The sequence below is a fragment of the Halomonas meridiana genome (assembly GCF_009846525.1).
Lineage (GTDB): Bacteria > Pseudomonadota > Gammaproteobacteria > Pseudomonadales > Halomonadaceae > Vreelandella.
The window spans coordinates 376,490-396,548 of the sequence record NZ_CP024621.1 but is presented as its reverse complement, the minus strand read 5'-3'; the positions used below and the strand labels follow the sequence as shown (position 1 = coordinate 396,548).

The following is a 20,059-nucleotide window of genomic DNA, read 5'->3' as shown; positions in this document are numbered from 1 at the left end:
GGATCGTGCGTAAACCGTTTGCTCTACTATCTGATCAGGTAATTCATTGTGAGCGCTTACCGCGAGGGGAAGACATCGTTTAAGGAGGTGATCCAGCCGCAGGTTCCCCTACGGCTACCTTGTTACGACTTCACCCCAGTCATGAACCACACCGTGGTGATCGCCCTCTTGCGTTAGGCTAACCACTTCTGGTGCAGTCCACTCCCATGGTGTGACGGGCGGTGTGTACAAGGCCCGGGAACGTATTCACCGTAGCATTCTGATCTACGATTACTAGCGATTCCGACTTCACGGAGTCGAGTTGCAGACTCCGATCCGGACTGAGATCGGCTTTTCGGGATTGGCTGACTCTCGCGAGCTCGCAACCCTTTGTACCGACCATTGTAGCACGTGTGTAGCCCTACTCGTAAGGGCCATGATGACTTGACGTCGTCCCCACCTTCCTCCGGTTTGTCACCGGCAGTCTCCTTAGAGTTCCCGCCATTACGCGCTGGCAAATAAGGACAAGGGTTGCGCTCGTTACGGGACTTAACCCAACATTTCACAACACGAGCTGACGACAGCCATGCAGCACCTGTCTCTGCGTTCCCGAAGGCACTAAGGTATCTCTACCGAATTCGCAGGATGTCAAGAGTAGGTAAGGTTCTTCGCGTTGCATCGAATTAAACCACATGCTCCACCGCTTGTGCGGGCCCCCGTCAATTCATTTGAGTTTTAACCTTGCGGCCGTACTCCCCAGGCGGTCGACTTATCGCGTTAACTTCGCCACAAAGTGCGCTAGGCACCCAACGGCTGGTCGACATCGTTTACGGCGTGGACTACCAGGGTATCTAATCCTGTTTGCTACCCACGCTTTCGCACCTCAGTGTCAGTGTCAGTCCAGAAGGCCGCCTTCGCCACTGGTATTCCTCCCGATCTCTACGCATTTCACCGCTACACCGGGAATTCTACCTTCCTCTCCTGCACTCTAGCTTGACAGTTCCGGATGCCGTTCCCAGGTTGAGCCCGGGGCTTTCACAACCGGCTTATCAAGCCACCTACGCGCGCTTTACGCCCAGTAATTCCGATTAACGCTTGCACCCTCCGTATTACCGCGGCTGCTGGCACGGAGTTAGCCGGTGCTTCTTCTGCGAGTGATGTCTTTCCTAGCGGGTATTAACCGCTAGGCGTTCTTCCTCGCTGAAAGTGCTTTACAACCCGAGGGCCTTCTTCACACACGCGGCATGGCTGGATCAGGGTTGCCCCCATTGTCCAATATTCCCCACTGCTGCCTCCCGTAGGAGTTCGGGCCGTGTCTCAGTCCCGATGTGGCTGATCATCCTCTCAGACCAGCTACGGATCGTTGCCTTGGTGAGCCGTTACCTCACCAACTAGCTAATCCGACATAGGCTCATCCGATAGCGGGAGCCGAAGCCCCCTTTCTCCCGTAGGACGTATGCGGTATTAGCCTGGGTTTCCCCAGGTTATCCCCCACTATCGGGCAGATTCCTATGCATTACTCACCCGTCCGCCGCTCGTCAGCATCCAGCAAGCTGGATCTGTTACCGCTCGACTTGCATGTGTTAGGCCTGCCGCCAGCGTTCAATCTGAGCCATGATCAAACTCTTCAGTTTAAGATCAATGCGGTTCTTGCCTGTGACCAAAGCCACAGAAGCGAACCAAACTTGGCTCAAGGGTCAAACGAATTCATTCATTAGGCCGAAGCCTGTTTGACGAGTCGCTTGCCTTGATAATAGGTGATGATTCACCCTCATCGGCAAGCGCCCACATGAATTACCTGATCAAATTGTTAAAGAGCTGTTTCGCTGTGCCGGCTCGATGACCTGAACCGTGTTGCCTTAGCGAGGAAGGCGTATTCTACGCATTCCGTGGTGTTTGTCAACCGCTGTTTTCAGCGAGTGAAGCGAGCGATCCAATCAATAACGAGATGGCGCTAACTTCCTGACAAAACCAGAGGTTTTTAGCCTCATTTACCGCTGGTAACGCTTGGCGTCCCCGGCAGCGGATGCGTACTTTACGGATTCGCGACCGGGTTGGCAAGAGCTAATGTGAAAAAGTTTTCAGAAAGTTCAAACAAGGGTCACGCGAGCGTAACGCTTCTTGCCCGCTTGAATCACATACACTTTACCAGTGGCGAGCATGGTGTCTTGAGCAACGACCTCACCATCCACTTTGACACTGCCGTTTTTTAGCATGTCTTTCGCTTGCGCGCTGTTTTTGGTCAGACCAGAGCGGTTGAGCACGGCTGCAATCGGCGCCTGCTCGCCACCCTCAAAATCGACCTCTACTTCCGGCAGGTCTTCCGGCAGCTCACCATCGGCCAGTTGGTTACCCGCCGACTTGTGCGCATTCGCGGCGGCTTCATCACCGTGGTAACGAGCGATGAGTTCACGAGCCAGCTCCATTTTCACATCGCGAGGATTCGCACCCTGCTCGACACTCTGCTTCAGCGCCTCAATCTCTTCGTTCGATTTGAGCGAGAGCAGCTCGAAGTAACGCCACATTAAGCTATCGGGCATGGAGACCAGCTTATTGAACATGGACCCCGGTGCTTCATCCACGCCCACGTAGTTGCCAAGCGACTTGGACATTTTCTGCACGCCGTCCAGACCTTCCAATAGCGGCATGGTAATGACCACCTGGGGCCCCTGACCGAAGTGCTTCTGAATCTCGCGCCCCATGAGCAGATTGAATTTCTGGTCGGTACCGCCCAGTTCCACGTCGGCTTCCAGCGCGACCGAGTCGTACCCCTGCACCAGCGGGTAGAGGAATTCATGAATGGCGATGGACTGGTTGGCTTTGTAGCGCTTTTCAAAGTCATCGCGCTCCAGCATCCGCGCTACAGTACTTTGCGCGGCCAGCTCGATCATCTTGGCGGCACTTAGCTCGCCAAACCACTCGGCGTTGAAGCGCACCTCGGTCTTTTCTGGATCGAGGATTTTGAACACCTGCTCTTTATAGGTTTCTGCGTTCGCCTTGACGTCGGCTTCGGTCAGCGGCTTGCGGGTGACGTTTTTACCGGTCGGGTCACCAATGCGGCCAGTGAAATCACCAATCAAAAAGATAACGGTGTGACCAAGATCTTGGAACTGGCGCATTTTGGTCAGCAGTACGCTGTGGCCCAGGTGCAAATCAGGTGCTGTAGGGTCGAACCCTGCTTTAATACGCAGCTTGCGACCGGACGCGAGCTTTTTACGCAGCTCGTCTTCTACCAAGATTTCATGCGTCCCCCGCGACAGCAGCGCTAACGCCTGATCCACCTCACTCATTGCCTCTCTCCATGTACTATGTGCCGTTAAAGGCGTTTAAATAATCAATAGTGGGCGATGTTATCACGCTCCACCGCCTTGGTTGAGCCTTCACCCCGTTTTGGATGACTCGCATGATGAAAACCGCTTCCTCCACACCGACGGCCTACTATATCGGGCTCATGTCAGGCACCAGCTTGGACGGCATTGATGCCGCCCTGGTCGCCATCACTCCTGGCACGCCACCTAAGCTATTAGCCACGGCCGCCGTTGCCATGCCCGATACGCTGCACGCGCAGCTACTGCACCTTTGCCACGCGCCAGCAGCGCGCTTTGCCGACCTGGCCGCCGCCGAGGATGCCTTTTGCCGCCTCCAGGCCCAGGCCGTTACAGCACTCTTAACGGAACAGGGGCTCGTCCCGGCTCAGATTACGGCGATTGGCAGCCACGGCCAGACAATTGAGCACGCGCCACAAGGTCACCAGGGGGGTCCGGCGTATACGCTACAGCTAGATAACCCGAGCCTGCTGGCAGAATTGACGGGATGTACGGTGGTGGCCGATTTTCGCCGCCGGGACTTGGCCGCTGGCGGTCAAGCAGCGCCTTTAGCACCCGCGTTCCACCAAGCGCTGTTTGGGCAGCGCCCAAGCGAACAGCTCGTGCTGAACCTGGGCGGTTTTGCCAACCTTACGTGGCTTCCTCAAGAGCAGGAGCGCGCCGTGGTGGGCTTCGATACCGGACCGGCGAACGTGCTGCTGGATGCCTGGTTTGCCAAGCATCACACCGGGCGATTTGATGAGAACGGTACTTGGGCGGCCAGCGGGCAAATCGACCAAGCGCTACTCGCCCGCCTGCTGCAAGAACCCTTTTTTCATCAGCCGCCGCCGCGCAGCACCGGGCGCGAGCTGTTTCACTTAGCGTGGTTGAGCGACCACCTCACTGGCGACGAAGCCCCCCGTGATGTTCAGGCAACGCTGGCCGAACTGACGGCGGTGAGTGTCGCGCAAGGGGTGGCCCAACTGCCGCTAAGCCAGCCCAGTGCCACGCTACTGGTGGGCGGTGGCGGTGCTCACAATGCCTATTTGATGGAAAGGCTAGCCGTGCACCTGCCCAAGGTCACGCTGCTCTCCCCCGCTACTCTGGGCTGGCCAGAGGATTGGATTGAAGCAGGAGCCTTTGCCTGGCTCGCCCACCAGCGCCTGCACGGACTACCCGGCAACTTGCCTTCCGTGACAGGCGCCAGCGGCCCGAGGGTGCTGGGCGGTATTTACGCCCCCTAGCGGCGAAGGCCATCAATAATCGTCACCGTCGCGTAGAGCCAGATGAGACGGCACCTGCGCATCTAACGGCTTACCGCTGGCAGCAGCGTCACCCTGCTTGATCATCAGCCGCAGGTCGTTGGCGGAATCCGCATGGGCCAGCGCCACTTGCTGGCTGACTTGGCCCGCTTGATAAAGCGCATAAAGCGCCTGATCGAAAGTTTGCATCCCCGCGTCGCGGGAGCCTGCCATGGCCTGCTTTAATTCATCAATACGTCCTTTTCGGATCAGATCCACCACCCGTGGCGACGAGAGCAGAATCTCGATCGCCGCGCAGCGGCCACCCTGCTGAGTAGGCAGCAGCTGCTGTGCGACCACGGCACGCAGATTCAGCGACAGGTCCATCAGCACCTGCTCGTGCCGCTCATGGGGAAAGAAGTGAAGGATGCGCTCTAAGGCTTGGTTCGCGTTGTTGGCGTGCAATGTCGCCAAACAGAGATGCCCGGTTTCCGCGAAAGTGAGGGCGTGCTCCATGGTCTCGCGGGTACGCACTTCACCAATCAAGATCACATCCGGCGCTTGGCGTAGCGTATTTTTCAACGCCACCTCGAAGGACTCCGTATCCACCCCCACTTCGCGCTGATTAACGATGCCTCGCTGATGCGGATGCAGGTACTCGATGGGGTCTTCAATGGTGATGATATGCCCACCGACTGAGGCGTTGCGCTCCTGAATCATCGCCGCCAGGGTAGTGGATTTCCCCGTTCCCGTGCCGCCTACCACTAGCACCAGCCCGCGTTTGGCATTGGCCAACGTCGCCAACTGGCTAGGCACGCCCAGCGCGCTAAGGGTCGGAATGGTCTGCGCAATACGGCGCACCACCATGGCGGGCTCGTTACGCTGTTGAAAGGCGCTTACCCGAAACCGCCCCGCACTCTCCAAGCTTAGGGCAAAGTTCGCCTCGTGCTCCTCTTGAAATCGCTCCCGCTGCTTCTCGGGAACCGCATTCAGCACCAGGCTACGCACCTGGCTAGAGGAGAGCGGCTGACGCCCCAGCGGCATCAGCCCCTTGGGCGTTTTCAAGCTGGGCGGCGCGCCCACCGAAATCAGCAGGTCAGAGGCCTGCTGCTCGACCATAATACCCAGCAGCTGATGCAGCCACTGGGTCGCGGTCATACCGCTGGCTGGCTCACTCATCGCGTCTATTATCCTTGTGCCGCCTTACTCATCTTTTAACGTCAGCGTGCCTTTAGCTCTTACTTGGGCTTCCTCCATACTCACCACGCCCTCTTTAACCAGCTTAGCGAGCGAGGCATTCAGGGTCTGCATTCCCAGTGCGCCGCCGGTCTGGATAGCGGAGTAGATCTGCGCCACTTTATCTTCGCGAATGAGGTTACGCACCGCAGACGTGGCAATCAGGATCTCGTGGGCCGCCACGCGTCCGCCACCCTGACGCTTCAACAACGTTTGCGAGACAACCGCCTGGAGCGATTCAGACAGCATCGAGCGCACCATGGATTTCTCTTCGCCGGGAAACACATCAATAATCCGGTCGATGGTTTTTGCCGCGGAAGTGGTGTGCAGGGTGCCGAATACCAAATGCCCCGTTTCAGCCGCGGTCAGCGCCAAGCGGATCGTTTCTAGATCGCGAAGCTCGCCGACCAAAATCACGTCCGGGTCTTCGCGCAGCGCGCTTCGCAGCGCCCCAGAGAAGCTATGGGTATCGCGGTGAACCTCCCGCTGATTAATCAGGCAGCGTTTGCTAGTGTGCACAAACTCCACCGGATCTTCGATGGTCAGAATATGCTCGAAGCGCTGTTCGTTGATGTAGTCGATCATCGCCGCCAAGGTCGTGCTTTTCCCCGATCCCGTGGGCCCGGTCACTAGCACTAATCCCCTGGGTAGCATCGAAAGGCGCTGGAACACCTCGCCCATGCCCAAGGTGTCCATGGAAAGCACCTTATTGGGAATGGTACGGAACACCGCCCCCGCCCCGCGTGCCTGGTTGAAGGCATTGACCCTAAAGCGCGCCACGCCCGGCACTTCAAACGAGAAGTCTGCTTCTAAGTGCTCTTCGTAGTCGCGGCGCTGCCGATCATTCATGATGTCGTAGATCAGCCGCCGAACGTCGCTGTTCTCCATGGCGGGCACATTAAGCCGACGAATATCGCCATCAACACGTATCATGGGAGGCAGACCCGCCGAAAGGTGCAGGTCGGATGCATTCTGCTTTGCCGAGAATGCCAGCAGTTCGGTAATATCCATCTCTCTTTCCCAGCTGCGGTAAGGTGCTTGAGTATGACAGACAACGCGCTCTCCGAGTCACTTGCATCTGCGCGTGAACGCCTGCGCCGGGCGCTTGAGGATGCCGGACGCTCGCCCATCAGCGCCACCCTGCTGGCGGTGAGCAAAACCAAGCCCGCCGAGATGCTGCGCGAAGCGTGGCAGCACGGCCAGCGCGAGTTTGGTGAAAACTACCTGCAAGAGGCGCTGGATAAACAGGCGGCGCTTGAGGATCTTGACGGCATTGTGTGGCACTTCATTGGCCCGCTGCAATCGAACAAGACCCGCGCCGTGGCCGAGCAGTTTGCCTGGGTACACAGCGTTGATCGGTTAAAGATCGCCAAACGCCTGAGCGAACAGCGCCCGGCAGCGTTACCACCGCTAAACGTCTGCCTGCAGGTCAATATTAGCCGCGAGGCATCGAAATCCGGCGTGCTGCCGGAAGACGCCTTAGCGCTGGCCCAAGAGATTGCCGCCCTGCCAGGCCTCGCCCTGCGCGGGCTGATGGCGATTCCCGCCCCGGCGGAGACGCTAGAGGCACAGCGCCAGCCGCTGGCAGCGCTGCGCCAGCTCTTGGAAGAGCTCCAGACGGCACTGCCTGAAGCGCCGCTGGATACGCTCTCGATGGGCATGAGCGACGATTTAGAAGCGGCTGTCTTAGAAGGCGCCACGCTGGTACGTTTAGGCACCGCCATTTTTGGCGCTCGGGGCTAACTACGGTTCACACAGCACGCGGCTCACACAACACACGGTTTACTTTACACGCTGCAAGACGCAGCCATTTGCGAAAAAGGATACCCCCATGGCGAGCAAGATCACCTTCATTGGCGCAGGCAATATGGCCGGTGCCATTATCGGCGGCCTGATCGAAAGCGGTATCTCACCTAGCGACATCACCGCCACGGCCCCCAACGAAAGCGAACTGGCTCCGCTCGCGGCGCGCCTGGGTATTCATACCCACACCGACAACAGTGCAGCGGTTAACGGTGCAGATGTGGTCGTGCTGGCGGTCAAACCGCAGATCATGCGCGGCGTTTGTGAAGCCCTGCGTGAAAGCGTTCAGCAGCAGGCGCCGCTGGTGATATCCATTGCTGCTGGCCTGGATGCCAACACCATCGACCAGTGGCTGGGCGGCGGCAACGCCCTGGTGCGCTGCATGCCCAACACCCCGTCACTGGTCGGCATCGGCGCCAGCGGCCTGTATGCCAACGCGGCGGTCAGCGATGCCCAGCGCACCCTCGCCACCCAGCTCATGGAAGCCGTGGGCATTGTCGAGTGGGTCGAGGAAGAGCGTTTACTGGATGCGGTGACCGCGGTTTCCGGCAGCGCCCCGGCTTACTTCTTCTTGATGTTCGAAGCCATGGAAGAGGCCGCCGTGAAGCTCGGCCTGCCTGCCGATACCGCTCGCCGCTTGGCCATTCAAACCGCCTTGGGGGCCTCCACCATGGCCCAGCGCAGCGACAAAGACCCGGCCACCTTGAAGCAGAACGTGATGTCACCCGGCGGCACTACCGAGCGCGCTATTGCGCATATGGAAGATGCGCACCTACGCACGATCATTGCCGACGCCATGCAGGCCTGCGCCGAGCGCGCCGATGCCATGTCCAAAGAGCTCAGCGGACACGAATGAGTCGCACGCCGCTAACGGGCCGTGAATGACGCCATAAGAACGATATGTTTGAGGAGAAGCCGCAATGGGAAGTCAATTAGGCAGCGCCGGATTAATGCTGGTGAACTCGCTGATCAATATTTATCTGTTTCTGTTGATGCTGCGCTTTTTGCTGCAGGCATCGCGGGCGGATTACTACAACCCGCTCAGCCAGTCGGTGGTCAAAATCACCCAGCCAGTCGTGGGGCTGTTCCAAGGCTTTTTAGGGCCGGTCGCCGGTCGCTTTGATCTTGCCACCCTGGCGGCCGGTTTCGTGCTGAAAGTCGTCAGTATGATTGCCATTTTCATGGTGATCGGCGTGGGCATGCCGCCCGTTGCAGGGCTGCTGATTGCCGGGGTGGCCGCGCTGGCCAACGCTATCTTGAAGATCTACTTCTTTGCCATGATCGTGATGATCATTCTGAGCTGGGTCGCGCCGAATGCCAGCCACCCCGGCGCACTGCTGGTGATGCAGTTGGTCGAGCCGATCATGGCTCCAGTGAGAAAAGTGATTCCGCCGCTAGGCATGATCGATCTTTCACCAATCGTGGTCTTTATCGCCATCAACCTGGTAGACGGCATTGTTGTGGGCTCGCTGATTCGTGCAGCAGGCATTTCGGGGGCACTCGTAGGGCTATAACGCGCCTATCGATGCAACGAACGCCCCGAGCTTACTTTTTGCAGGACTTATTTTTGCAGGACTAGCGCTTTCGATGCCTGATTCAGACACTCTTGCTTATGACGACCGGCCAGCGGACTCCGTTGGCCTCGTGACTCCTCACGTGGTTAAGTTCGATACGCCTCTGCCGCTTGCCTGCGGTAAGACGCTGCCGGAGTACGAGCTTATCTACGAAACCTACGGCACGCTGAATGCGGATCGCTCTAACGCGGTGCTGATTTGCCACGCGCTGTCGGGGCATCATCACGCTGCGGGCTACCACACCGCCGAGGACCGCAAACCCGGCTGGTGGGATGCCCATATCGGCCCCGGCAAATCCATCGACACCAATCGCTTTTTCGTGGTGTCGCTGAACAACCTGGGCGGCTGCCACGGCAGTACCGGCCCGGTGAGCCATAACCCGGACACCGGCCGCCAGTGGGGCCCTGACTTCCCCGTGGTCACGGTGAGCGATTGGGTCACCAGCCAAGCGCGTCTCGCCGACCATCTGGGCATCGAGCGCTGGGCAGCGGCAGTGGGCGGCAGTTTGGGCGGCATGCAGGTGCTGCAGTGGACGATCACCTACCCCGAACGCGTTGCCAATGCCGTCGTCATTGCGGCCACGCCGCGCCTCTCGGCGCAGAACATCGCCTTCAACGAGGTCGCCCGCCAAGCCATCCGCTCAGACCCGGAGTTCTTCGACGGTTGGTACGCCGAACACGACACCGTGCCCAAACGGGGGCTAAAGCTGGCCCGCATGGTCGGACATATCACCTATCTCTCCGAAGACGCCATGGGCAGCAAGTTTGGCCGCGACCTGCGCAGCGATGATTTGAACTTTGGCTTCGACGTCGAGTTCCAGGTGGAGTCGTACCTGCGCTATCAGGGCGATACCTTCTCGACCGCCTTCGATGCCAATACCTACCTGCTAATGACCAAAGCGCTGGACTACTTCGACCCGGCGGCCAGCTGCGACGGCGATCTTGCCTGCGCCCTGGCACCGGCGCAGTGCCCCTTTTTGATCGTCAGCTTTACCACCGATTGGCGCTTCCCGCCGTCGCGCTCCCGGGAATTGGTGGATGCGCTAACGCGCGCGGGCAAATCGGTGAGCTATGCCAATATTGAATCGCCCCATGGGCACGATGCCTTCTTATTGCCGGAACCGCGTTACCAAGCGCTGTTCAGCGCCTTTATGGGCCGCGTCGCCCGAGAGCAGCACCTAGACGCCGCAGGCGCGGAGGAAACACGCTAATGCGCACGGATCTTGAACTGATTTACGACTGGGTTCCCCAAGGTGCACACGTTTTGGACTTGGCCTGCGGCGACGGCATTCTGCTGGAGCGGCTGGCCCAAGAGAAAGGTGTGACCGGCTATGGGTTAGAGATCGACCCCGACGGCATCACCCAATGCGTGGCACGCGGCGTCAACGTGATCGAGCATAACCTGGACGACGGCCTGGGCAGCTTCTGCGATAACAGCTATGACCAGGTCATCATGACCCAGGCGCTGCAAGCGCTGCGCCGCCCGGACAAAATGCTCGATGAAATGCTGCGAGTAGCCGAGGAGGGAATCATCACCTTCCCTAACTTCGCCTACTGGCGTCATCGCATTCACCTGGGGTTACGCGGCTACATGCCGGTGTCAAAATCGCTGCCCCACGCGTGGTACGACACCCCCAATATCCACCTATCGACGTTTAACGACTTCGAGCACCTGTGCAAAGAGAAAGGGCTGGTGATTGTTGACCGCGCCGTGGGCGTTGGCGACCACAAGGGGCACTGGACCTCGAAGTGGTGGCCGAATCTGTTTGGTGAAATCGCCATTTTCCGAGTGCGCCGACGCGCCTAATACCGCACTTAGCTCACCCTTGAGAGGAGACACGCTATGGCTATTGCGACACTGCGACGCTTTCCACTGCTGCTAGTGCTGCTGGGGACACTGCTCAGCGCCACCCAGGCAGCGGCAGAGCAGATGGTGCGAGTGGGCGAATACGAGATCCACTACAACGCCATCGAAACGCGCTTTCTCACTCCAGAAGTGGCGCAGGCAAACAGTATCCAGCGCAGTATCGGGCACGGTTTGGTGAATGTGAGCGTGCGCGAGCGCCAGCCGGATGGTTCCACGCGACCGGTCAACGCCAGCGTTGAGGGCTATGTTAGCGACCTCACCGACACCCGCGAGCCGCTCAGTTTTCGCACCGTTCACGATGGCGATGCCACCTACCATCTTGCCACGTTCACCCTGCGCCAAGACGAGCCGATGCGCTTCAATCTCGACGTGCGCTACGACCGCAATGAAAACCCCGAGCCGGTGAGTTTTATCCAGCGCTTCTATATCGAACGCTAAACCCGTACCGGTAGCGACCGCGCCAGGCGGGCCGCTACCGGTACACTCTGCTGCCACTCCACCCTCACGCCATACGCCACTACTTCCACACCCGCTTTCACCGCATCACTTAACGCTGCCGCATAGGTAGGGTCGATATGGGTCGCCGGTGCCACGTCCGCAATTCCCTCATGCGCCACGCAGAACAGCAGCACTGCCCGCTCGCCCTGCTCGGCCAGCGCCGCCAACGTGTGCAAATGCTTGGTGCCGCGCACGCTCACGGAGTCGGGAAATTGGTGCCGCGCACGCTCACGGAGTCGGGAAAGTAGCCGTGACCATCCTCCTCTTTCAGCGTGACCTGTTTGACCTCCACGAAGGCGGCGCCCTTCTCAGGATCATCCAAGCGAAAATCGAGCCGAGCTTCGCCTACCTTTACCTCACGCTTTAACGTTTGATAGCCCGTAAGTGGTGCTATCTCGCCTGCGTTAATCGCTGCTTCGACCAAGCCATTCGCTCGCCCGGTGTGCACCGATGCCAGTGCCGTTCCACCATCTGGCTCGGGCAACTCTATCCACTCCCAGGTCCAGGCCAGCTTGCGTTTGGGGTTATGACTGGGCGAGAGCCATACCCGGCAGCCGGGTACGTTCACCGCCTTCATCGAGCCAGTATTAGGGCAGTGAGCCACCACCTCCTCACCGCTATCCAGACGAACATCGGCCAAAAAGCGCTTATAGCGACGCAGCAGCGTACCTGGCACCAGCCCTGGATAGGTCATCATAAGCGGCTCACAAAGCGCGCGATGCGCACCACCGCCTCCTGCAGCCGTGCCACGTCGTTGGTGAACGCGATGCGCACATGGTGCTCGCCGCCCTGTACGGCAAAGTCGATACCCGGCGTGATGGCGACGTTCTCCTCCACCAACAGGCGCTCGCAGAAGGCTTGGCTGTCGCGACTATAGCGGGAGATATCCAGCCAGAGATAGAACGCTCCCTGGGGCGGTAGATCCGGCGCAAGCCCTAGCTCGGCCAAGCCATCCAGCAGCACTTGGCGGCGCTGCTTAAGAGTGGCTCGCCGGGTTTCCAGAATATCCCGGCACTCCGGGGTAAACGCTGCCAGCGCCGCGTGCTGGGAAGGCGTTGGCGCGGCGAGGAACACGTTTTGTGCCAGCCGAGTCAGCGGCTCGACAGCCTGCTCCGGGGCGACCAGCCACCCCAAGCGCCAGCCGGTCATGCCAAAGTATTTGGAAAAGCTGTTCACCACAAAGGCGTCATCCGACAATGACGTGGCCGACAGCGGCGCGTCGTCGTAATTCAGCCCCTGGTAAATCTCATCGACGATGACATCGCCGCCCTTGGCCGCCACCGTATCGATCACCTTCGTGAGCGCCGGGGCCTCCAGCGTATGCCCGGTCGGGTTTGAGGGGCTGGCCAGCATGGCTAAACGCGTCTTGGCCTGCCAATGCTGCTCGATCAGCGGTGCGGTGAGCTGCCAACCGCTGTCGCGCCCTACCGGCACGGCGTCGACCTCGGCCCCTGCCAACGCCATGAAGTGGCGGTTGCATGGATAGTTTGGGTCGGCCATGAGCACTCGGTCGCCGCTCTCGACGAGCAGCTGGCTGGCCAACAGCAGTGCGCCAGACGCCCCGGGGGTGACCAGAATACGGGCGGGATCCACCGTGGCATTGAAGTGCTCGGCATAGTGCCCCGCAATGGCCTCACGCAGCGACGCCAAACCGGCTGCGGGGGTGTAGCGCGTTCTGCCTTCGGCAAGCGCCTGCTGCCCGGCGGCGACGATGGGAGCGGGCGTTGCGAAATCGGGCTCGCCCACTTCCAGGTGAATCACGTCATGACCTGCCGCTTCACGCGCCTGAGCCATTTCCAATAAGTGCATTACGCGAAAAGGCGCAACGTGATCGACACGCGAATTCCAGGCCATAACGGCTCCTTCACCTAGCAGTAGTTAAACCATGACCCAGGTCGCACAAGATGTGGGACCATGGTCGAAAGCGCACTATTATGCTTGCATCGCGCGCAATTTTCAGCTAAACAAGCATCCCTTTGGCGTGAGATCGTGACACACGCTCATGGTCGATCAGCAGTCACATACGTAAGGGGCACTCCCATGCCAGTAGCGGAAAAGAAACCGGAAGCGTCCAAGTCCTTCACACCGTATGAGCCGGCACCGGGTGAAGAGTATATGAACGAGAAGCAGCTCGCGCACTTCCGCCAGCTGCTTCTGGACTGGAAACAGGACCTCATGGAAGAGGTGGATCGTACCGTACGCCACCTGCAGGAAGATGCTAACAACTACGCCGACCCCGCCGACCGCGCCACGCAAGAAGAGGGCTTTAGCCTGGAACTGCGTACCCGGGATCGCGAGCGCAAGTTGCTGAAGAAGATCAACGAAACCATCGAGAAGATCGATGATGACGACTACGGCTTCTGCGAAGCCTGCGGCGTGGAGATCGGCATTCGTCGCTTGGAAGCACGCCCCACCGCCACACTGTGCGTCGACTGCAAAACCTTGGCCGAGCTGAAAGAGAAGCAGCTAGGCGGTTAAGCACCCTGCCATCCGGCTAAGACGATGGCCGACAGCGGGCACCCTTGAGGTGCCCGTTTTTGTTTGTCATCTTGTGTGCTTCTCACCGTTTGACCGTTTTCACGCACGGGTTGCTATGACCGCCACCGCTCACTATCGAGGGCGCTTTGCCCCCACCCCCTCCGGGCCACTTCATCTTGGCTCGCTGGTTGCCGCGCTCGGCAGCTATTTGGATGCCCGCGCTGCGGGCGGCCAGTGGCTGCTCCGGATCGAAGACATCGACCCACCACGCTGCCCAGAAGGCGCGGACAGCACCATCTTGCGCCAGCTAGAGGCCTTCGGCCTGACATGGGATGGGGAGGTAATATGGCAACGCCATCGTCATGATGCCTACCAGCAAGCCCTGGACCAGCTCATCGATCAGGGGCTGGCGTATCCATGTAGCTGCTCACGCAAGCAGTGGCAGGCTTACGATATTTACCCCGGCTGGTGCCGAGACGGTGTGCGCGATGCCAGCAAGCCGGTCGCATGGCGGCTGCGCAGCGACCTCGCCAAACGCCCCGTCGGCTGGCACGACCGGCTATTCGGCGAGCAGCGCTTCGATCCCACCGAGCTGGGCGATGTCGTGTTAAAACGCAAAGATCAACTATGGGCCTATCAACTTGCGGTGGTGGTGGATGACGCCCACCAGGGCATCACCGATGTCGTACGGGGGTACGACCTGCTGGATAACACGCCTTGGCAGCAGCAGTTACAGGCAGCGCTACAGCTGCCCACGCCGCGCTACCTGCATCTGCCGCTGGTAGTCACGGCGGACGGCCAAAAGCTCTCCAAGCAAAATCTCGCCCCTGCACTGGCCGAGGAGAGCCGCGGTATTCGTCGCCAGCTATTTCAGGCGCTTCAACTCCTCGACCAGACCCCGCCACCGACTCTAATCGATGAAGCGCCGAGCGTGCAGCTACGCTGGGCCATCGAGCACTGGTCGGTGGCCCAGCTGGCCCCGCAGGCCCACCGCTCTTCGCCACCGGAGCCGTAAGATGTACGTTTACCGCATCATGCTATTTCTTGTCTTTGGCGGGTATCTTCTCTCCCCGCTGTTCATGGATGGCTGGGCTGACCCGAGCGTGGCCTGGTACCGCCCGTTTGCCATTTGGGGGGTCCTGATTGCCCTGACGCTATGGCTCGAGCAGAAGAGGAAGTTGGATGAACGCTGAGTTAGTAGGCGTCGTATTACTGGGGCTTGGCTATCTTGGGCTGCTGTTTGGCTGTGGCATGGCCGTCGAGCGGGGCTGGGTGCCGGTGCGCATTACTCGCCACCCGATGGTGTATACCCTAGCGCTCGGCGTATACGCCAGCGCCTGGGCCATCTACGGCAGCATCGAACTCGCCGCGAATGCCGGGTTTGGCTACCTCGCTTACTACCTAGGGCCAGCGGGAGCTTTCTTACTCGCCCCTGTGCTGCTGGTACCGATTCAGCGCATTACCCGCACTTACCAGCTCTCTTCACTGGCGGATCTATTCGCCTTTCGCTACCGCTCCCGCTGGGCGGGAACGCTGGTGACGCTCTTGAGCCTGCTCGCCGTGCTGCCGCTACTGGGCATTCAGGTGCAAACCTTGAGTGACGCCGTGCAACTACTGACCGGCAGTCGCTACAGTGCTGCGGTAGCGCTGCTGTTCTGTGGCATCATTGCCGCCTGCGCCGTGCTGTTTGGCGCCCGCCACAGTCATCGGCACCGCCACGATACGCTGCTGAGCGTGATTGCCTTCGAATCGGTGATCAAACTCCTGGCCATGCTCGGGCTCGGTGCCATTGCCTTGTGGTGGGTGTTTGATGGCCCTCAAGATTTACAGCGCTGGCTGGAAGGCCCGGGCGCGGCACTCCAGAGCGCCACCCCACAGCTCGAAGCCCCCCAGTGGCGTACGCTTCTGCTGCTGTTTTTCGCGGCGGCCTTCATGATGCCGCACCTATTTCAGATCACCTTTGCCGAAAGCCTCTCTCGCCATACCTTGCTGCAAGCCAGTTGGACACTACCGCTCTTTTTGCTCTTGATGGCGCTACCGGTGCCGCTGATCCTGTGGGCGGCGCAGTCGGCCAACGAGAGCGTACCGCTGGCCGCTTACGCGGCGTACCTGATGACCGAGCACTGGTGGGTCGGCGCGCTGGCGTTCATTGGGGGCTTGGCGGCCGCCAGCGGCACCATGATGATGATTGCGCTCGCGCTCTCCGGCATGGTGCTAAACCACATCGTGCTGGTCGCCCGTCCGCCAGAGGCGCGTAGCGACCTCTACGGCTGGCTGCTGTGGCTGCGCCGGGGGCTGGTCGGGGCCGTGATTGTCGGTGGCTGGCTGTTTGCCGAAAGCGTCGGGCGCTATCACTCCCTGACGAACCTCGGGCTGGCCGCGTTCGTGGGCATGGCACAGTGTTTGCCGGGCCTTCTAGCACTGCTCTATTGGCCGGGTGCCAACCGCAAAGGCATGATTGCCGGCCTTATCGGCGGTATTGGCGTCTGGCTATGGGGGTTATGGCTACCGCTGCTGTTCGATATCGCCCTTCCCGCACTGCCGTTCACTCTGTTGATGCCCGCCGATGCACCCGCGTGGTACAACGCCACGCTGATCTCGCTGGCGGTGAATATCGTTTTGCTGATCGTGGTGTCGCTGTTTACGCGCATCTCAGAGGGCGAGCGTTCGGCGGCAGAAGCCTGCTCGGTGGATGCGGTCATCCGCTCGAAACGCCTACCGCTGGAAGCCGCCACGGCGGGTGACTTCCCCGCCCACTTGGCTCAGGCACTTGGTGATGAAGCCGCCAGTCGCGAGGTGGACCGCGCCTTAAAGGCGCTCAACCTGACCCCGCAAGAGCGCCGACCCTATGCGCTGCGCCGTTTACGTGACCGTATTCAGGCCAACTTATCAGGGCTGATGGGGCCGTCGGTGGCGCGGGATATCGTCGACCGCTACCTGCCCTACCGCCACGACGATGCTCCTGTCACCGACGACATCCACTTTGTCGAGAGCCGCTTAGAAGCCTACCGCTCGCGTCTCACCGGGCTTGCCAGAGAACTCGACGGGCTGCGCCGTCACCATCGGCAAACCCTGGCCTATCTGCCGGTGGGGCTGTGCGTGTTAGGCGACGACGATGAGCTGCTGATGTGGAACCAAGCGCTCTCCCAGCTCTCTGGCATCAGCGGCGATAGCGTGATCGGCTCCCGGCGCGACAGCCTGCCGCCGCCCTGGCCCACGCTACTGGGCAGCGTGCTGAATGCCAGCCAAACGCCGCTGTACAAACAGGCGGTCACGCTGCACGGCAAAGACTACTTTTTGACGCTGCACAAAGCGGTGCTCAGCGGCCACGATAGCCGCGGCGGCAGCGTCATTCTGGTCGAGGATCATACCGAGATGAAATGGCTGGAGGAGGAGTTGGTGCACGCTGCGCGGCTCGCCTCCATTGGCCAGCTTGCCGCTGGGGTCGCTCACGAGATTGGCAACCCGATTACCGGCATCTCATCGCTGGCGCAAAACCTGCGCTACGACACCGACGACCCGGCGCTTTTGGAAACCGCCGACCAAATTCAGCAGCTCACTCAGCGGGTGACTAAAATCGTCAACTCACTGGTGGGCTTTGCCCATGGCGGACGCCCGGCACTGCCGCTTCCTGCCGCCCCAGCCTCGCTGAAAACGGTCAGCGACGACGCCCTGCACTTGATCCATTTAGCCCGCTCGGGGGAGGATGTCACCTTTACCAATCACTGCCCAAGTGACATTGTGGTGAGCGGTGATGCTCAGCGTCTTACCCAAGTCATGGTAAATTTACTGAGCAACGCCAAGGATGCTTGCTCCCCCCAGGGAACGGTGCTAATTGAGGCAGGCACTCAGGCCCGTCACGCTTGGTGGCGCGTCGTTGACGACGGCCATGGGATCGACCCCAGCGTCAAACACCGCCTGTTCGAACCGTTCACCACCACCAAACCGGCGGGTGAAGGCACCGGACTTGGGCTATCGTTGGCGTATCAAATTATCAATGAGCACCAAGGCAAAATAGAGGTCGCTTCGCCACCTCCCGGAAAGCCTCGCGGCACGGCCATTACGCTATGGCTACCGCTTTACCAACAGGATGATCACTTGCCCCATGCCCAGGATACTGATTGTTGAAGATGAAGCGATTATTCGCAGCGCGTTAAAGCGCTTACTGGAACGTCATCACTACAGTGTCAGCGAAGCGGCCAGCGCCGAAGAGGCCCGCACGCAGCCACTCAGCGACTTTGACCTCATCATCAGCGACCTGCGCCTGCCGGGGGAGCCGGGCACGACGCTCATTGAACTCGCGGCCCCCGCTCCGGTACTGATCATGACCAGCTACGCCAGCATGCGTTCGGCGGTGGATGCGCTCAAGCAGGGCGCGGTCGACTATGTCGCCAAACCCTTCGACCACACCGAGCTTCTGGAAACCGTCGAGCGTATTCTGCACAAGCAGTCGATGCAGCAGGGCACGCCGCCGGATGTCACCGACGAGGGTGGCGGCCGTCAAACCATGATTGGTGACTGTACCGCCATGCAGGAGGTGTACACGCGCATCCGCAAAACCGCGCCTGCGGACGTCACCGTGCTCATCCAAGGCGAATCTGGCACTGGCAAGGAGCTGGTCGCGCGCGCCATCCATCAGCAGAGCAAGCGCGCCAAAGCGCCGCTGATTTGCGTGAACTGCGCGGCGATTCCCGAAACGCTGATCGAATCCGAGCTGTTTGGTCACGAAAAAGGCGCCTTTACCGGCGCCAGCGCGGCACGCACCGGCTTGGTCGAAGCCGCCGACGGCGGCACGCTGTTTCTCGATGAGATTGGCGAGCTGCCGCTGGATGCCCAAGCGCGCCTGCTGCGGGTACTGCAAGAGGGCGAAATCCGCAAAATTGGCTCCGTGGAAACCCGCCATGTGAACGTTCGGCTGATTGCCGCCACTCACCGCGACCTGCGCGCGCTTTCCAAAAGCGGCGAGTTCCGGCTTGATTTGTACTACCGGCTGAACGTGATGCAGATCGCCCTGCCACCGCTGCGCGAGCGCGAAGACGACGTACTCAAAATCGCTGACATCCTGCTGGAAAAGGCCTGCAAGCGCCACGAACGCCCAGGACTACGGCTCTCCAGAGCGGCCCGCCAGGATCTACGCGACTACCCCTGGCCCGGTAACGTGCGCGAGCTGGAAAATGCGCTAGAGCGCGGTGTGATTCTTGCCGAAGGCCATTTGATTCATCCCGACGATTTAGGGCTTGGTCCGGTCACCAACCGTTCTCACCCGCCAGCGCCCAGCGCGGCTCCATCCCTCAGCGAGACTGCGGCGACCATCGACGAAGACGACCTCTCGCTGGAAGACTACTTCCAACATTTCGTGCTGGAACACCAGGATCAAATGAGCGAAACCGAGCTAGCGCAGAAGCTAGGGATTAGTCGTAAAAATTTGTGGGAGCGCCGCCAGCGGCTGGGCATTCCGAGAAAGAAAACCGCTCGCCGACAAAGCTAGCCCCCATAAGAGCGGTCAAGACGTTAGTCATTGGCCGTAAGACTAACGTCTAATAGATTGATTTACCTGAGAAATATCCAAAAATCGTTACCCAACCACTGTTACCTTCCCACACAATGACACGCAAAATAGCCGTTAAAATGGGTAACACTTTCTCTTCCAAATAGTTCCCTGGCCTACCCAAAAATCGCCAAACCACTGAAATACATGGGGTATCAAATGAGTGGCACGGCGAGTGCACTATTACTAGGCAAGAAGAACAAACTGGGCAGCGCGGTAAGTCGTTAACAAGAACAACATGACACCGCCCCGACCTGAGCCAAAACAAAAACAACAGGGCCAGGTAGAGATAACGGCACGAATAAGAACAACAGGCTTGAGTCTCATTACTTGCATGCGCAGCACAAGGCCACTAAGCGGAGCCATGCAACAAAGCGCAGCGAACAATAACAACAGTCAGCAAGTGCCCAAATAAGGACGCGACGTACACAAGGGTCTGCACCCAAACAACAACAATAGCAGCATACGTGTACACCCCCGGAGCCAATAACAACTCGCCGGGAGAGAAAAGTTCGCGGTTGGATTATTGTT

16 protein-coding genes, 1 rRNA gene and 1 pseudogene are annotated in these 20,059 nt (G+C 59.7%); 12 read left to right on the top strand and 6 right to left on the bottom strand.

Features of this window, described 5'->3' with window-relative positions:
* Positions 1-80: 80 nt before the first annotated feature.
* A 16S ribosomal RNA gene (locus CTT34_RS01990) occupies positions 81-1,613 on the bottom strand.
* Positions 1,614-2,069: 456 nt separating this feature from the next.
* Entirely contained in the window at positions 2,070-3,269 is a 1,200-nt protein-coding gene (gene tyrS / locus CTT34_RS01985; protein ID WP_159340822.1) for a tyrosine--tRNA ligase, read from the bottom strand.
* Positions 3,270-3,385: 116 nt separating this feature from the next.
* On the opposite strand from tyrS, the gene CTT34_RS01980 reads away from it, so the two are divergent.
* Complete coding sequence (locus tag CTT34_RS01980; RefSeq protein WP_159343684.1) at positions 3,386-4,528, top strand: anhydro-N-acetylmuramic acid kinase; 1,143 nt, start codon at positions 3,386-3,388, stop codon at positions 4,526-4,528.
* Positions 4,529-4,540: 12 nt separating this feature from the next.
* On the opposite strand, the gene CTT34_RS01975 is transcribed toward CTT34_RS01980, so the two are convergent.
* A complete protein-coding gene (locus tag CTT34_RS01975) occupies positions 4,541-5,704 on the bottom strand; it encodes a PilT/PilU family type 4a pilus ATPase (protein WP_159340821.1) in 1,164 nt (387 codons plus the stop codon).
* Between the two features lie 24 nt (positions 5,705-5,728).
* Positions 5,729-6,772 carry a type IV pilus twitching motility protein PilT gene (locus CTT34_RS01970; protein ID WP_159340820.1) on the bottom strand — a complete coding sequence of 348 codons (1,044 nt, stop codon included), beginning with the start codon at positions 6,770-6,772 and terminating at the stop codon, positions 5,729-5,731.
* Positions 6,773-6,805: 33 nt separating this feature from the next.
* Here CTT34_RS01970 and CTT34_RS01965 point away from each other — a divergent pair, with 33 nt between their 5' ends.
* The 6 genes from CTT34_RS01965 (at position 6,806) to CTT34_RS01940 (ending at position 11,442) form a co-directional block, all read left to right on the top strand.
* The gene (locus tag CTT34_RS01965; RefSeq protein ID WP_159340819.1) at positions 6,806-7,504 is read left to right on the top strand and encodes a YggS family pyridoxal phosphate-dependent enzyme; all 699 of its coding nucleotides are present in this window, start codon (positions 6,806-6,808) and stop codon (positions 7,502-7,504) included.
* A gap of 88 nt (positions 7,505-7,592) precedes the next feature.
* The gene (gene proC, locus CTT34_RS01960) at positions 7,593-8,420 is read left to right on the top strand and encodes a pyrroline-5-carboxylate reductase (RefSeq protein WP_159340818.1); all 828 of its coding nucleotides are present in this window, start codon (positions 7,593-7,595) and stop codon (positions 8,418-8,420) included.
* 64 nt (positions 8,421-8,484) lie between these two features.
* A complete protein-coding gene (locus CTT34_RS01955) occupies positions 8,485-9,078 on the top strand; it encodes a YggT family protein (protein ID WP_159340817.1) in 594 nt (197 codons plus the stop codon).
* A 73-nt stretch (positions 9,079-9,151) separates the two neighbouring features.
* A complete protein-coding gene (gene metX, locus CTT34_RS01950) occupies positions 9,152-10,348 on the top strand; it encodes a homoserine O-succinyltransferase MetX (RefSeq protein ID WP_159340816.1) in 1,197 nt (398 codons plus the stop codon).
* Positions 10,348-10,944 carry a methionine biosynthesis protein MetW gene (gene metW, locus CTT34_RS01945; protein WP_159340815.1) on the top strand — a complete coding sequence of 199 codons (597 nt, stop codon included), beginning with the start codon at positions 10,348-10,350 and terminating at the stop codon, positions 10,942-10,944. Before metX ends, metW begins: the two co-directional genes overlap by 1 nt.
* 36 nt (positions 10,945-10,980) lie before the next feature.
* Entirely contained in the window at positions 10,981-11,442 is a 462-nt protein-coding gene (locus CTT34_RS01940) for a DUF4426 domain-containing protein (RefSeq protein WP_159340814.1), read from the top strand.
* Here the strand turns inward: CTT34_RS01940 and sfsA are convergent.
* Both sfsA and CTT34_RS01930 read right to left on the bottom strand, forming a co-directional pair.
* Positions 11,439-12,199, bottom strand: a pseudogene (gene sfsA / locus CTT34_RS01935) (DNA/RNA nuclease SfsA). The gene CTT34_RS01940 and the pseudogene sfsA sit on opposite strands and share 4 nt — an antisense overlap.
* On the bottom strand, positions 12,196-13,356 hold the full coding sequence (locus CTT34_RS01930; protein ID WP_159340813.1) for an aminotransferase class I/II-fold pyridoxal phosphate-dependent enzyme: 1,161 nt from the start codon (positions 13,354-13,356) through the stop codon (positions 12,196-12,198). Before CTT34_RS01930 ends, sfsA begins: the two are co-directional and overlap by 4 nt.
* Positions 13,357-13,542: 186 nt before the next feature.
* On the opposite strand from CTT34_RS01930, the gene dksA reads away from it, so the two are divergent.
* From dksA to CTT34_RS01910, 5 genes are all read left to right on the top strand, one after another.
* Entirely contained in the window at positions 13,543-13,980 is a 438-nt protein-coding gene (gene dksA / locus CTT34_RS01925) for an RNA polymerase-binding protein DksA (protein ID WP_139527987.1), read from the top strand.
* 115 nt (positions 13,981-14,095) lie between these two features.
* A complete protein-coding gene (gene gluQRS / locus CTT34_RS01920; RefSeq protein WP_159340812.1) occupies positions 14,096-14,995 on the top strand; it encodes a tRNA glutamyl-Q(34) synthetase GluQRS in 900 nt (299 codons plus the stop codon).
* 1 nt (position 14,996) lies between these two features.
* A complete protein-coding gene (locus CTT34_RS18235; RefSeq protein WP_167520868.1) occupies positions 14,997-15,173 on the top strand; it encodes a hypothetical protein in 177 nt (58 codons plus the stop codon).
* On the top strand, positions 15,163-18,108 hold the full coding sequence (locus CTT34_RS01915; RefSeq protein WP_159340811.1) for an ATP-binding protein: 2,946 nt from the start codon (positions 15,163-15,165) through the stop codon (positions 18,106-18,108). Before CTT34_RS18235 ends, CTT34_RS01915 begins: the two co-directional genes overlap by 11 nt.
* On the top strand, positions 18,086-19,468 hold the full coding sequence (locus CTT34_RS01910) for a sigma-54-dependent transcriptional regulator (protein ID WP_159340810.1): 1,383 nt from the start codon (positions 18,086-18,088) through the stop codon (positions 19,466-19,468). Before CTT34_RS01915 ends, CTT34_RS01910 begins: the two co-directional genes overlap by 23 nt.
* Positions 19,469-20,059: the final 591 nt, after the last annotated feature.

What these genes read in the sequence shown, in the direction of transcription:
- tyrS (WP_159340822.1), bottom strand. Translation starts at nt 3,269, where the DNA reads ATGAGTGAGGTGGATCAGGCGTTAGCGCTGCTGTCGCGGGGGACGCAT.
- CTT34_RS01980 (WP_159343684.1), top strand. Translation starts at nt 3,386, where the DNA reads ATGAAAACCGCTTCCTCCACACCGACGGCCTACTATATCGGGCTCATG.
- CTT34_RS01975 (WP_159340821.1), bottom strand. Translation starts at nt 5,704, where the DNA reads ATGAGTGAGCCAGCCAGCGGTATGACCGCGACCCAGTGGCTGCATCAG.
- CTT34_RS01970 (WP_159340820.1), bottom strand. Translation starts at nt 6,772, where the DNA reads ATGGATATTACCGAACTGCTGGCATTCTCGGCAAAGCAGAATGCATCC.
- CTT34_RS01965 (WP_159340819.1), top strand. Translation starts at nt 6,806, where the DNA reads ATGACAGACAACGCGCTCTCCGAGTCACTTGCATCTGCGCGTGAACGC.
- proC (WP_159340818.1), top strand. Translation starts at nt 7,593, where the DNA reads ATGGCGAGCAAGATCACCTTCATTGGCGCAGGCAATATGGCCGGTGCC.
- CTT34_RS01955 (WP_159340817.1), top strand. Translation starts at nt 8,485, where the DNA reads ATGGGAAGTCAATTAGGCAGCGCCGGATTAATGCTGGTGAACTCGCTG.
- metX (WP_159340816.1), top strand. Translation starts at nt 9,152, where the DNA reads ATGCCTGATTCAGACACTCTTGCTTATGACGACCGGCCAGCGGACTCC.
- metW (WP_159340815.1), top strand. Translation starts at nt 10,348, where the DNA reads ATGCGCACGGATCTTGAACTGATTTACGACTGGGTTCCCCAAGGTGCA.
- CTT34_RS01940 (WP_159340814.1), top strand. Translation starts at nt 10,981, where the DNA reads ATGGCTATTGCGACACTGCGACGCTTTCCACTGCTGCTAGTGCTGCTG.
- CTT34_RS01930 (WP_159340813.1), bottom strand. Translation starts at nt 13,356, where the DNA reads ATGGCCTGGAATTCGCGTGTCGATCACGTTGCGCCTTTTCGCGTAATG.
- dksA (WP_139527987.1), top strand. Translation starts at nt 13,543, where the DNA reads ATGCCAGTAGCGGAAAAGAAACCGGAAGCGTCCAAGTCCTTCACACCG.
- gluQRS (WP_159340812.1), top strand. Translation starts at nt 14,096, where the DNA reads ATGACCGCCACCGCTCACTATCGAGGGCGCTTTGCCCCCACCCCCTCC.
- CTT34_RS18235 (WP_167520868.1), top strand. Translation starts at nt 14,997, where the DNA reads ATGTACGTTTACCGCATCATGCTATTTCTTGTCTTTGGCGGGTATCTT.
- CTT34_RS01915 (WP_159340811.1), top strand. Translation starts at nt 15,163, where the DNA reads ATGAACGCTGAGTTAGTAGGCGTCGTATTACTGGGGCTTGGCTATCTT.
- CTT34_RS01910 (WP_159340810.1), top strand. Translation starts at nt 18,086, where the DNA reads ATGCCCAGGATACTGATTGTTGAAGATGAAGCGATTATTCGCAGCGCG.